This is a genomic window from Snodgrassella sp. ESL0324, from assembly GCF_013344955.1.
Taxonomy (GTDB): Bacteria; Pseudomonadota; Gammaproteobacteria; order Burkholderiales; family Neisseriaceae; genus Snodgrassella; species Snodgrassella alvi.
This window is the reverse complement of sequence record NZ_JAAEDS010000013.1, coordinates 12,936-26,784: the sequence shown is the minus strand read 5'-3', so window position 1 is coordinate 26,784 and position 13,849 is coordinate 12,936. Positions and strand designations below refer to the sequence as shown.

Sequence of the window (13,849 nt, the reverse complement as noted above, 5' to 3'; positions counted from 1 at the left end):
ATTGAGACTGTATTAGATATATAGAGTTAAGGATTATGAATAAGTTGGAGGCAGTCGCTAATGCTGCTGATTTTTTCCATGCAGCTGGTAAATCTGACAAATGGCCTCGGCCAGCTCAGGATATTGCTGACTGTCTTTATTTAAAGCTCGGGTAGGTGCATGCAAAAGGCTGTTGGTTAACTCACGGCTTAAACGCTGCAATACTTCTTCAACTGGTGTACCTTTACGCAGACGGCGCAGAGCTTTATTGACTGCTTTGCTGCGCTGCTGTTCACCCTGATCGCGCAATTCACAAATTAAAGGAACGCTATTGCGTGTCTGTTGCCATGCAATAAACTCAGCAACTTTGCCTGCAACCATCTTTTCAGCTTCAGCTGCAGCCTGTTGCCGTGCTGCCTGACCATGCTGCACAATATGCACCATATCATCAACACTATACAAATACGCATCGTTCAGTTCGCCTGCTTCGGCTTCAATGTCACGCGGTACGGCCAGATCAAGTAAAAATATCGGCATGCCGCGCCGCTGCCTGAGTGCGCGTTCTACCAAACCTTTACCAATAACCGGAAAAGGGCTGGCAGTAGAAGAAACAATTACGTCGTATTCAGCCAGAATTTCAGGTAAAGCAGTTAATATGCGTGCATCTGCTTCACAGCTTAATTTCTGACATAATTCCTGAGCCCGTTCCAGCGTACGGTTTAGAACAGTCAGGCGCCGCGGACATTCTGCGGCAAAATAGGTGGCCACCAGCTCAATCATTTCACCGGCACCCACCATTAAAACATTCAATGCCGAAATATCGGGAAAAATCTGTGCGGCCATTTTGACTGCCGCCGCTGCCATGGATACAGAGTTTTCTCCGACTGCACTTTCATTGCGAATTTCTTTTGCTGCTGCAAAAGTTTTTTCAAACAGAGCATTCAGCTGCTGATGCAGCGTATTCCGGCTGCGGGCAACGCGTACGGCTTCTTTTAATTGTCCGAGAATCTGCGGTTCACCTAAAACCATTGAATCCAGTCCGCAAGCCACCCGAAAGGCATGCTGCACAGCCTGTTTATCATGGAATTGATATAAATAGGGAGCAAATTCAGATAATGGCAATTGATGGTAGTCGGCCAGCCATTGTATAGCTGTGGTTGCATTACCAATACAGTAAATTTCTGTACGGTTACAGGTAGACAGAATCATTGCTTCTGCTATTTCTTCCTGATTGCCAAGCGCAGTCAGTGCTTCTGCCAGTTCTATGGCAGGGAAAGCCAAACGTTCACGTACAGAAACTGGCGCAGTTTGGTGATTAAGTCCGATAACGGTTAAAGACATACTACCTGAAGTAATTTGCGTTTGCCCGCTACCGCGGGTAGGATAATTGCCAGCCAGACTTTATATTCTATATAAATATAAAGTTATTAAATCGGGCAATTATACGCTATCAGGGCTGAAAAAGCAGTAAATCATGCCTGAGAGTGGTGTAAATAACTTTTTCGCATGCATAAACAAAAAATGAAGAATCTGGATTTGCACGATATTCGTGAAGATTACAGCCAGCAGTCACTTAGTGAAGCTGATTGCTGTGAAGACCCTTTGGAGCAGTTTCAAAAATGGTTAATGGCAGCCATGCATGCCAAAGTAAATGAACCTACAGCCATGAATGTTGCTACTGTTGATCAGCACGGACGACCTAATGCCCGCATTGTGCTGTTAAAAGAAGTGACAGCAGAAGGGTTTGTGTTTTTTACTAATTATCATAGCCGTAAAGGTCGTTCATTAAGTCTGAATCCGTATGCAGCACTCACGTTTTTCTGGCCGGAACTGGAGCGTCAGGTACGAGTGGAGGGAAGTGTACAACAATTAGCTGCAGCAGAATCAGATGCCTATTTTCAGTCCCGGCCTTACAGCAGCCGTATTGGCGCATGGGCCAGCGAGCAAAGCTCCGTAATTAATAGTAAAACCGAACTGATGGCGCGCGCAGCAAAACTGGGAGCAAAATATTTGTTCAATGTACCCAGACCGCCGTATTGGGGCGGATATCTGGTTAAACCCGAGCTGGTAGAATTCTGGCAGGGAAGACCAAGCCGTTTACATGACCGTATTCAGTATACAAGACAAAATAATCTCTGGATTAAACAGCGCTTATCGCCTTAAACATCTTTTGTGCCTATATCGATTCAGAAGTTGAAGGCGCGGTTGCTGTAGCCGGACTGTCCATAAGAACTTTGTTTTGAATAAAATCTTCAGCCTGAGTTTTCAGGCTGAAACGATCATTTGTTTTGTTTTCAGCACTATTCAGCAACGCAGAAAAATCTACTTTTACTATAATTTCCGGCATAGATACTATATTCCACAGACTACGCAATAAACTGGTTTTGCCGGCAAATGCTACTTTAGATGTACGCAATCCCTGAGGGTTGTAATAGCGCATGGCTACTGCCATCACGGGTGTATCTGCATCTATTGCTGCCTGAAACAGGGCTGCTTTAAACGGCAGGGTAGTCATTCCCTCAGATGTATACGCTTCGGGAAAAAACAGGACGTTTTTACCTTCATGTAATGCCAGTACTATGGTTTTGATGACCGGATTAATATCCTGTCTCGACTGACGATTAATATAAACAGAGCCTCCGTTTGTAGCCAGTCTGCCGATTACCGGCCATGATTTGACACTTTGTTTAGCAATAAAACCACCGGGGATATAGGACATTAATACGAAAATATCCAGCCAGCTAATATGATTGGCTACAGTAAGCCAGGGCATACTTGCTGTATCGGGTAATAATTGCTCAGAGTTTACCTTTACGTGCAGAATATCAAGTAAATTGTGCGCAATTGAAATTAATTCCTTATTTCGCTCTGTTTCATTCAGGTTCTTAAACCGATTTACCCGTCTGATTGTCTTAACCAGCCACACAGCCAGTCTGAAAATTCGCGAAAAACGGGTAATTAAAGAAGTATGTTCTGATTTTGTCATTGTTATTTATCGTTTTTTCTGGCATTGAGGACAATAAAAACTGCTTCTTTGTCCCAAAATCATTTTTTCAATCGGATGCCCGCACTGCGGGCAGGGTTCACCGGCTCGTCCGTATACCTGATGTTGTAGCTGAAAATAACCACTAGTGCCAGCACTATTCACAAAATCCCTTAAAGTACTGCCACCTGCCGTAATGGCTTCCTGTAATATTTGTCTGATTGCATCAGTCAGTGCGCTAATCTGCTTTTTATTCAGCTTCATAGCCGGAATGGCCGGATGGATACCAGTACGGAACAATGCTTCGTTAGCATAGATATTGCCTACACCGACAACAATTTTATTATCCATAATTGCTGTTTTAATCGCACGTTTCTGGTTTGAAAGTTTCTGTTGCAAATAATCAGTATTAAAATCCTGGCTGAGTGGTTCCGGTCCGAGGTTAATTAATAAAGGATGCTGTTCAATGAGTCCGATAAACCATAAAACAGCTCCGAAACGTCTCGGGTCATGAAATCGTAAGAGCGTACCATTACTAAAAGCAATATCTACATGATCATGCTTTTGTACAGGCGGTGCAGTAAAGTCAGTGAAGACGCGCAAACTGCCTGACATACCCAGATGAATAATTAATGTGCCTGAAGCTAATTCAATCAGCAGGTATTTAGCTCTGCGTCTGACTGATAATACCTTTTCGCCGCCAAGCTGTTCGCCTAGATTATCTATTATCGGCCAGCGTAAACGCGGCTGACGCACTTCTACCTGTGAAATAGTTTGATTTTCAATAAAAGGAGCGATTCCGCGCAGCGTTGTTTCTACTTCAGGTAACTCGGGCATAATTGATTTATATTATTCAGAATAAAATCGCTACAATAGCATCATGAAAACAAAATTTAAAGCACATACTGTGTCAGTTTTAATCAGATAAAATTGCCATAAGTCATACGCAGCTAAAATTGTCTGTGTTAAAGTAGCAAATTATTTTACCCTAATAGTTTATTCTTTAAACGGCTGCAAATTTTATCGTGCCGGTTAAAGAATTTAATAACTGAACACATATTGCATGATAAACCGCGATTAGAAAAAATTGTCTGCACAAGTACAGAATTGTTATTTATTTATGATTCAGTGTCTACGTAAACTGATTTGCATATATGGAGAAGTTTAATGCCTCGTTGGATTCATCGTATTACCCCGATTGTTTTAAGTTTAATGGCTGTACATATGGCCAATGCCAGCAGTGTGTCAGAGCAGCATAAACCAGTACCACTGATTCAAACTAAAATTGAGCGGATAAATAATCAGATTACAGCACCGGATGATGCAGATTCGCTGCAGCAGCGTCTGGCTATTGCCGGCCGTGCCAATGATATTTTTACTTTGTTTGCCACAGAACTTATTTATTCTCAGGGTAAAACGGATCAGGCTCTGGCCGCAGATATGCGAATGCTTGAGCATACACAGGAACCGGAGGTAGCTGAACGGGCAATGGAAATGGCTCTTGGCGCAAATAAAATCACCGAAGCGCAAACCATTGCTAATCGCTGGCAGGAAATTGAGCCGACAGAGACACCAGCAAGACAGCGCCTGATGTGGGAGCTGGCTATCGCCAAAAATGATGTGCCGCAAGTATTGAAAAATGCAGATGCAGTTTTATCTCATGCCAATGATTATCAGCTGCGCCGGTTGTTTTTAAAAATGGCACAATTCCGGTTAAACAACCTGGATGCCACTGATGAGTTAAATGCACCGATTCACAAAACAGCAGTTTTACATCCTGAAATGGCAGAAGCACTAATTGCCGATGCTATTTATGGTGCAACCGGTGCGCATAAAGAGCAAACCATCAAAGCGTTACAATCACTGGTTCATCTGGATACTGATATTTTTCCAGCCAGCCAGCTGACGCTGAATCTGATTAATCTTAAGCAGCCACAATATCTGCTGGATTTTTACCAGCTGACCGGTGTGGACACCATGCCAGCTAAATGGCAAAGTCTTTATATAGAATTGCTGATTAAAAATAATCAATTACAACAGGCATATCAAACTTTGCAGCCATTGCTTGAGAAAAGTAAAAGCGCGGATCTGTATTTGCAGGCAGTTTATCTGGCTGTCAGTCAGAAAGCTGCTACAGCTACCATTGCCGGCTATGCAGAGAAAATTGTAGAACTGGGGAATTCCAATCAGCGAAGTAAAGCGGCCATGATGGTGGCCATGCGCTATTATGATGAACATAATCTGCCGGCTTCCCGTACATGGGCAACTAAAGTCAATGATCCGCAGTTTCTCTTTGATCAGGCACTTATGATGTGCTCAATTGAAGCAGAACAAAAACACTGGAAAGCAGCTCAGCAATGGTTAAATAAAGCTCAGACAGATAAAATACCTGCAGGTACTTTTTTCAGCGAATCGGATTTGCTTCGTTTACAAACATTTGTAAATAGTTCTTCACTCACTGACCAGAAATATGAACAATATCTGAATAGAGTGATTAATGAAGCAGAACATGGTGATGCCAGAACACAGGTAGAAAATGTTGCGCCGCTATTACTCCTGCGCGGGCTGTTATATGCAGATAAATTTGATGAGCCGGCAAAAGCAGTAGCAGATCTGCGCCGGTTTGTGAAAATGCGGCCTAATCAGATAGAGGGGCTTAATGCACTGGGTTACACCTTGTTAAGTCTGTCAAAAGATCACTGGCAGGAAGCACAGCAATTGCTGGAGCAAGCCTATGCTCAGAATAACCAGTCACCGGCAATTAATGACAGCCTTGGCTGGGCTTATTTTCTTAATGGTAATGTAGAAAAAGCGCTGCCTTTACTAGAATATGCATATCAGAAGTTGCCGGAAAGTGAAGTAGCTGCTCATCTGGGAGAAGTTTACTGGCAGCAGGGACGTGAGGACGAAGCTCGTCAGATATGGGCTCAGGGCTGGCTTAATAAAGCCAGTGACCATAAAATTCTGAATCAAATATTAAGTAAACACCAAATCAGACCGAATAGTCTGCCCTTAACTACAGCAAAGAAGGCAGAAACTCAGGCCGATGCAGATATCTATTTACAACAGGCAGGAATTTTATTCAGCAACAGAACCAATGAACCGGCTTTGATTGAAAATATTAATAAAGTCATTCAGACCGGTAACAGACTTCAGCAAAGTCAGGCAGCGCTTCTTGCTGCAACTTATTACTTTGCTAATCAGGATATGAACTCTGCGCGTAAGTGGACGGATAAAATAACTGATAGTGAGTTAGTCAGAGATAAAGCCTATCTGATGGGTATGATTGAAGTAACCCAGAATAATATACCGGCTGCAAAGCAGTGGTTAGATCGGATGAATCAGAATAAAGAATCACCTGTTTCCGATGATATCGATACCATTGTATTATCAGTTTCTATTGATAATAAAACTCTCGATCCGAAAGTTTATGTACAAAAGCTGACACAGATGCTAAAGGATGCAGACACAAAAACCGCAGTATCTGAGGATAATAAAACCGACATAAAAGCATTCCTTCTGTATTCGCGAGCAACAGCTTATAGTGAAAAACTGGATCAGCCGAAAAAAGCAATAAAAGATATTCGCGCTTTTATTGAATTAAAACCTGATGATGCGGAAGGATATAATGGGCTGGGCTATACTATGCTAAGTATGCCAAAACGCTACTGGGCAGAGGCTTTATCGATTTTGCAGCATGCCAGTCAGCTGGATAATCAGTCATGGGCGATTCAGGATAGTCTGGGGTGGGCATATTATCTGAATAATCAGCCTGAAAAAGCGTTACCGCTTTTACGTTCAGCCTATCAGATTCGTCAGGAAAGTGCCATTGCAGCACATCTGGGTGAAGTACTGTGGCAGCAAGGAGAACAGGAGCAGGCACGAAAAATCTGGACGCAGGGATTGGCTAATAAAGACTCTGACCAGAAAGAGTTACAGCAAATTTTGAAAAAATTTAATGTAAATCCGTCTAGTCTGACTACTGCTCCGAAATCACAAAACAATAAATAGCCGGATACCAATTACCGGCTTTACTAACTGAACTATTGAGATTTACCGGAAAGCTGCCGTATGCATCAAGTGTCAACGGCAGCTATTTGTTTAATTCTAAAACACAAAATTAACTCCACACAGCTCATACAACTAATTCTGATAATATTACAATAATAGAAATTTATAGATACCGGAATAATAATGATATATTCATATTTGCGTAAAAAAAATCTTTATCTGGCAGCCGCTATTACCAGCCTGGCTTTAAGTGCCTGTAGCAGCCTCATACCGGACAGAATAACATCAGCATCAGACTGGCAGGCCGGTAACGAAAATGATGTTTCCGGTTTTGACAGTTCCGGACGCCTGGCTATCAAGGATCAGGGTAAAGGAAGCTATGCAAATTTTAGCTGGCAGAATACCGGTAGCGTACAAACGATTGAAGTTAAAACACCATTGGGTAATAGTGTAGGGGTTTTATGTACTGACAGCTCAGGCGTAATTGCAGAAGACAGCAAAGGGCAGGTAATTACTGCAGCCAGTATTGAGGAATTAAGCCAGCGTATGCTTGGTTTTGTGCTTCCGTTTGATCACTTGAATCAATGGGTGCAGGGATACTGGATTGCAGATGAACCTTATCAGTTATTGCCCGACGGCAAACTTAAACAGTCTGGCTGGATTATCCAGCGTCAGCAACAAAACGGAAGCCGTAATCCGCGTATTGTACTGTTAAATAATGCACGCTTCGACATCAGACTGGTGTTTGATGAATATACAGATACTGATGATAGTGCAAAATCAGCACAATGCGAATTGCGTCAAAGATTATCCTGATTAATTATTTAAAAATATGAATAAATCTCCAGCAGCTGATGCACGGCATTTTCTGGCGCCGGCCAAGCTGAATCTTGATTTGAGAATCGTCGGACGGCGCGCCGACGGCTACCATTTACTTGAAAGCATTTTTACTCTGATTGAGCTGTATGATCATATCTGGTTCAGCGTAAATCAGACAGGCTGCATAAAGTTACATACGCCAACTGACGGCATTACTGAAGAACAGGATTTGTGTGTGCGTGCAGCCCGGTTATTATCCGACCATACCGGCACTAAATACGGAGTAGATATCTGGCTGGAAAAACAGATTCCTGTTGGTGGCGGACTGGGTGGTGGCAGTGCGGATGCGGCAGTCGTATTAATGGTGCTTAACCGTTTGTGGCAGCTTAATCTGAGTAAGACAGAACTATTACAGCTTGGCGTGCGCTTAGGTGCAGATGTACCGTTTTTTATTTTTGGACAAAGTGCATTTGCTCGCGGTATTGGTGAGCAATTAAGTCCGATATCTTTGCCAAAACAATGGTATGTGATTATTAAGCCTCCGGTGCATGTCAGTACGCCGAAAATATTTGCACATAAAGACTTGACACGTGATTCCAAGCCACGGATAATGCCAGACTTCCAAGCAGGACAGCACTGGCGCAATGATATGCAGAGCGTTGTTTTAGCTGAGTATCCAGCAGTAAAAGCGGCATTTGATGTTTTGGCTGAATACGGTTCACCAATGATGAGTGGTTCTGGTGCATGTGTATTTTTGTCATTTAATTCTGAAAGTGCGGCACAAGCTGTTTACAATAAAGTTTCTTGCGTGCATCAGGCATATTGTGTTGCTTCCCTGACGAGGCATCCGTTTTATCAATGATGTGTGTAGTTGGGGAGTCGTCAAGTGGTTAAGACACTGGGTTTTGATCCCAGTATGCGTAGGTTCGAATCCTACCTCCCCAGCCAGTTGCTTGATAAAAAGCATTGGGGAGTCGTCAAGTGGTTAAGACACTGGGTTTTGATCCCAGTATGCGTAGGTTCGAATCCTACCTCCCCAGCCACATTTCGAGCAAACAGGCAGTAAACCCTATTGGGGAGTCGTCAAGTGGTTAAGACCCCGGATTCTGATTCCGGTATGCGTAGGTTCGAATCCTACCTCCCCAGCCAATTCATATAAGCGTGTAAGTTTACTTACACGCTTATTTAATGTGTAAATGACAAATTGTTATTTTATAGCGCGTGCAGATTGCCATAAGTGATATAATTTGCCATTAATTCCCGTACGGAAAACTTCCAATCGGGAAACAAGCAAATTTGTATAACTGTTTTCACTTTTTTGTGATAATTAGCGTGGTTAAGCCTGCAAAATGCAATACAGTTTCAATCATAGTAATAGAATAGTGTTACTATTTTGTCGTGTTGCTATCAGGTACCGGCAAAATTGATTGATTAAATCTGTTTTAACCGTGATACTTGCAGCTATCAGTATATACAGAATATTTTTCAAAGAGGTGGTCATTGCTTTTGAGTTTAAAAGTAACGTAAACGGGTTAACAGCGAAATGAGCAACAAAATTCATAACGTTGAAAGCCATTACTTGTTTAAATGACAGATACACTACAACCCAAGTGGTGATATGAAAGCTTTGGATTAATGTTTAATCTACCTCACACAAATCAAACCAAACCAAAACAGGACTCAGGTACAACAGAAATGGCAGCATACGACAGTTTGATGGTTTTTACCGGCAATGCGAATCCGGAGCTGGCAAATAACGTGGCCAGACATTTGGATATTTCTCTGGGACGTGCTTCAGTTGGAAAATTTTCTGATGGCGAAATTGCAATTGAATTACTCGAAAATGTACGTGGTCGTGATGTATTTATCGTACAGCCTACCTGCGCACCGACTAACGATAACTTAATGGAAATCCTGACAATGGCTGATGCACTCAAGCGTGCTTCAGCCGGACGGATTACTGCAGCCATTCCTTATTTCGGTTATGCACGCCAGGATCGCCGTCCGCGTTCAGTACGTGTGCCGATTTCTGCCAAACTGGTAGCCAATATGCTGTATTCTGCCGGTATCGACCGCGTACTTACAGTTGACTTGCATGCTGACCAGATTCAGGGCTTTTTTGATATTCCGGTAGACAATATTTATGCTACCCCCATTCTGGTGCATGATATCGAAAAGCAGCGCATTGATAACCTGACAGTTGTCAGCCCTGATATCGGTGGTGTAGTGCGCGCCCGTGCTGTAGCAAAAACACTGGGTACTGATCTGGCCATTATTGATAAACGCCGGCCAAAAGCCAACGTGGCAGAAGTAATGAATGTAATCGGTGAAATTCAGAATCGCACCTGTCTGATTATTGATGATATGATTGATACAGCAAATACCTTATGTAAAGCTGCATCAGCATTAAAAGAGCGCGGTGCAGAACGTGTGCTGGCTTATGCTACTCATCCGGTATTTTCCGGAGCGGCGATTGAGCGTATTGCTTCATCAGAAATCGATCAGGTTGTAGTCACTGATACTATTCCTTTATCTGAAGCTGCACAGAAATGTGATCGCATTCGTCAGGTAAGTATTTCAGGCCTGCTTGCAGAAACTGTACGTCGTATCAGTAATGAAGAATCTGTGTCATATCTTTTCAATGAAGATGTGGCCATACCGGGAGCAATGTTTCTCCCTTAATACCCCCAAGCCGTCTTAAGCTGGTCGCGGCCGATGACGGCATTATTAACTTTGGAGTAGTTATGTCTTACGAAATTAAAGCAGAAATCCGTGAAGCTCAGGGCACTGGTGCGAGCCGCCGCCTGCGTCGCGAAGGCAAAGTACCGGCTGTATTGTACGGTGAAGGTACCGAACCGGTAGCCATTACAGTAGATCATCGTACTTTATGGTACGCACTGGAAAAAGAATCTTTCCATACAGCTATCATCAAACTGGATGTTAATGGCAAAACCTACGACGTTATTGTACGTGATTTCCAGATGCATCCGTTTAAACAACAGGTACAGCACATTGATTTCCAGGCCGTTGATGCAAATAAAGCCATCAATATTCGTGTTCCGCTACACTTGTTGAATGCTGCTATTTCTCCGGCAGAAAAATTGCAAAGTGGTCGTGTGTCTCTGTTGGCTACTAGCGTAGAAGTAAATGCTTTACCGAAAAACATTCCAGCTGTATTGGAACTGGATGTTTCTACCATCAGTGCCGGTGAAATCCGTCACCTGACCGATTTAGTGTTCCCGGAAGGCGTTACCAGCGTTGCATTAAATCGTAATGAAAATCTGGCTATTGCTTCTGCTACTGGTAAAAACAAATAAGCAGTAAAAATCAATACCTGCATCTGATTAGTATTTTACCTAAAAGTAAAATGCCATTGAAAACTGAAGTCTGTAGTAACAGACTTCAGTTTTTTTATAGTAATCGGAGTAATAACTCCTAAATTTAAATAGTTACAATTTAGCACATATAGTAAAACAAAAAGTTAAATTTGAAAAATCAGAAATAAACGGTCTGCACAAGAAAAATATATAAAAATATTTTATTTCATTCAAATTAATTTTTATAAAATAAGTAATGCATACTAATTATTTTATAAATTTTTTATTAACATAAAAAATCAAAAATATAAAAAAGCTTTCATCTGATTCAACACAGATAAAAGCTTTTTAGAAATTGATTTAATCAATTATAACGCAGCATCAGGACTTTTTACGGCCTGGTTTTTTGCGTGAATCATTACTACGTGACTTCTGAACGGCAGCAGTTTTTGTTTTGTTTGACTTAGTTTTCTTACAGGGAGCTTTGCGCGGCTGTTTAACAGTGGCTTTAAGCTGTTTCTGAATATTTTGCGCATTATTAGTCCGGCGACGCTTACCACTATTCGTGCTAATCAGCACCAAATCAATCCGGCTCGTATCCAAATCCGCGCGAGCAACTTTGACTACAACTTTATCACCCAGCTTAAAGCGGATACCACTACGCTCTCCGACAATGGCCAGCATTTCAGGATGATAATTAAAATAATCCTCACCCAGATCGCTGATATGAACCATACCGTCAATATAAACATTATCTAAAGTAACAAACAAACCAAAATTTGCCATACCGGAAATCGTACCGGAAAAAACCTCACCGATTTTGTCCTGCATATAGTAAGTTTTAAGCCAATTTTGCACATCACGGCTGGCATTATCAGCTCTGCGTTCTGCCAGTGAACAATGCACACCCAGTTCAGACCACGACTTTGGCTGATATTGTTTGTGCTGTAAAATGGCTTTAATGGCTCTGTGAACAGTCAGATCAGGATAACGCCTGATTGGTGAAGTGAAATGTGTATATGCCGGATAGGCCAGACCAAAATGGCCAATATTTTGTGGTTCATAAACTGCCTGCTGCATTGAGCGTAACAGCATAATACTGATTACATTCCGATCAGAGCGTTCTTTGATTTTTTCACTTAGTTCTGCATAATCTTTTGGAGTAGGGTTATTACCGCCATTCAGGTGTAAACCAAGCAGCGATAATTGCTCACGTAAAGTATTCAGACGCTCACTGGTCGGACCGGCATGATTACGGTATAAAGCAGGATGTTTATGATGCTTGAGAAATTCTGCAGCACAGACATTCGCAGCCAGCATACATTCCTCAATCAGACGATGAGCTTCATTACGCTCAACCGGTATAATACGTTCAATTTTACCTTGCTGATTGAACAGCATCTGTGTTTCTATACTATCAAATTCCACGGCACCACGCTGCAGGCGTTTTTTCAGTAAAATCTGATATAGCCGGTATAAACTCAGTACATGTGTTTTCATCGGGTCATCAAACTGGTCATTACTAATCCAGTCCCATGCCTGTGTATAGGTAAGCCGTGCATGTGAGCGCATTACCGCCGGATAAAATTCATAACTTTTAATATTGCCTGCATAAGTAATCACCATATCGCATACCATGCACAGGCGATCCACATTCGGATTAAGGGAACAGATGCCATTAGATAAATTCTCCGGTAGCATCGGAATAACCCGCCGTGGAAAATAAACACTTGTAGCACGTTCCTGTGCATCCTGATCAATAGCATCATCAGGATGGACATAATGGCTAACATCAGCGATAGCAACGACCAGGCGGTAATTACGACCAATTTTTTCTGCATATACCGCATCATCAAAATCGCGTGCTGTTTCGCCATCAATAGTAATAAGCGGTAGCTCGCGCAGATCTTTTCGGTTTTTTCGCTCATCAGCTTTAACATGATCAGGTATTTTAGTGGCCTGAGCCATACAGGCCTGACTAAACTGATAGGGTAAATGATGTTTGCGTACTGCAATTTCAATTTCCATACCACTGTCAGCATAATCACCAAGAATTTCTGTAACACGTGCCACAGCTGCCTGAGTTGCATTCGGATAGGACTCAATTTTTGCTACCAGTACCTGACCGGCTTTAGCTTTACCCAAAGAGTCAGGCTGCAGCACAATACTTGCTCCCAGACGTTTATCTTCAGGCACCAGCATAGCTATGCCATGTTCAATTGTGAGTCGTCCTACCACATCTTTATTAGCTCGTTCGATGACATCCAGCACCTGACCTTCACGCCGCCCGCGACGATCAGAACCAGCCGGTCTTACAGTGACAATATCTCCGTTCATCAGCCCGCACATCTGGCGAGCGTAGAGAACAAAATCACTGCCGTCAGCAGGGTTTAACGGTACAGCAAAACCAAAGTCGTCTTTGTGTACTTCAATCCGGCATTTAACCAGTGCCAGTTTATTAGCTACACAAACAGCACCGCGGCGATTAATCAGAATCTGTCCGTCTCGTGCCATAGCATTTAAACGGCGCTCAAAAAAAACTATTTCTTCATTAGTAATATTAAGTTTCTGTGATAATTCAGTCATTTTGACCGGAATACCGACTTTATCCAAAACAGCAATAATCCATTCCCGGCTGGGTAAAGGATTGGAATAACGTTGTAATTCACGTTTTAAATATGGATCTTGATGGCGTAAATCTGATTTTTTTTTCATAGAGTATTGACAATCTCTTTAGAGA

10 protein-coding genes and 3 tRNA genes are annotated in these 13,849 nt (G+C 42.3%); 9 read left to right on the top strand and 4 right to left on the bottom strand.

From position 1 onward, the window contains the following. Positions 1–57 precede the first annotated feature (57 nt). On the bottom strand, positions 58–1,320 hold the full coding sequence (hemA, locus tag GYY70_RS06465) for a glutamyl-tRNA reductase (RefSeq protein WP_096765398.1): 1,263 nt from the start codon (positions 1,318–1,320) through the stop codon (positions 58–60). A gap of 189 nt (positions 1,321–1,509) precedes the next feature. Between hemA and pdxH the strand changes: the two genes are divergently transcribed. After that, on the top strand, positions 1,510–2,142 hold the full coding sequence (pdxH, locus tag GYY70_RS06460) for a pyridoxamine 5'-phosphate oxidase (protein WP_174831857.1): 633 nt from the start codon (positions 1,510–1,512) through the stop codon (positions 2,140–2,142). 13 nt (positions 2,143–2,155) lie between these two features. On the opposite strand, the gene GYY70_RS06455 is transcribed toward pdxH, so the two are convergent. Both GYY70_RS06455 and mutM read right to left on the bottom strand, forming a co-directional pair. Next, complete coding sequence (locus GYY70_RS06455; RefSeq protein ID WP_174831719.1) at positions 2,156–2,965, bottom strand: lysophospholipid acyltransferase family protein; 810 nt, start codon at positions 2,963–2,965, stop codon at positions 2,156–2,158. Between the two features lie 6 nt (positions 2,966–2,971). Then, the gene (mutM, locus tag GYY70_RS06450) at positions 2,972–3,799 is read right to left on the bottom strand and encodes a bifunctional DNA-formamidopyrimidine glycosylase/DNA-(apurinic or apyrimidinic site) lyase (protein ID WP_174831717.1); all 828 of its coding nucleotides are present in this window, start codon (positions 3,797–3,799) and stop codon (positions 2,972–2,974) included. 330 nt (positions 3,800–4,129) lie between these two features. Between mutM and GYY70_RS06445 the strand changes: the two genes are divergently transcribed. The 8 genes from GYY70_RS06445 (at position 4,130) to GYY70_RS06410 (ending at position 11,109) form a co-directional block, all read left to right on the top strand. Continuing rightward, the gene (locus GYY70_RS06445) at positions 4,130–6,973 is read left to right on the top strand and encodes a tetratricopeptide repeat protein (RefSeq protein ID WP_174831715.1); all 2,844 of its coding nucleotides are present in this window, start codon (positions 4,130–4,132) and stop codon (positions 6,971–6,973) included. A 183-nt stretch (positions 6,974–7,156) separates the two neighbouring features. Next, on the top strand, positions 7,157–7,789 hold the full coding sequence (gene lolB / locus GYY70_RS06440) for a lipoprotein insertase outer membrane protein LolB (RefSeq protein WP_084562390.1): 633 nt from the start codon (positions 7,157–7,159) through the stop codon (positions 7,787–7,789). Positions 7,790–7,805: 16 nt separating this feature from the next. Next, positions 7,806–8,654 (top strand): 4-(cytidine 5'-diphospho)-2-C-methyl-D-erythritol kinase, encoded by an 849-nt coding sequence (gene ispE / locus GYY70_RS06435; RefSeq protein ID WP_084562389.1) that lies wholly within the window; start codon positions 7,806–7,808, stop codon positions 8,652–8,654. Positions 8,655–8,664: 10 nt separating this feature from the next. Then, positions 8,665–8,740, top strand: a tRNA-Gln gene (locus GYY70_RS06430). Between the two features lie 19 nt (positions 8,741–8,759). Then, positions 8,760–8,835, top strand: a tRNA-Gln gene (locus tag GYY70_RS06425). Positions 8,836–8,865: 30 nt separating this feature from the next. Then, positions 8,866–8,941 (top strand) — tRNA-Gln (locus GYY70_RS06420). 546 nt (positions 8,942–9,487) lie between these two features. After that, entirely contained in the window at positions 9,488–10,474 is a 987-nt protein-coding gene (locus tag GYY70_RS06415) for a ribose-phosphate pyrophosphokinase (RefSeq protein ID WP_025330604.1), read from the top strand. Positions 10,475–10,536: 62 nt separating this feature from the next. Continuing rightward, positions 10,537–11,109 (top strand): 50S ribosomal protein L25/general stress protein Ctc, encoded by a 573-nt coding sequence (locus GYY70_RS06410; protein WP_025330605.1) that lies wholly within the window; start codon positions 10,537–10,539, stop codon positions 11,107–11,109. A gap of 381 nt (positions 11,110–11,490) precedes the next feature. On the opposite strand, the gene rnr is transcribed toward GYY70_RS06410, so the two are convergent. After that, positions 11,491–13,824 carry a ribonuclease R gene (rnr, locus tag GYY70_RS06405; RefSeq protein ID WP_174831713.1) on the bottom strand — a complete coding sequence of 778 codons (2,334 nt, stop codon included), beginning with the start codon at positions 13,822–13,824 and terminating at the stop codon, positions 11,491–11,493. Between the last annotated feature and the right edge of the window lie 25 nt (positions 13,825–13,849).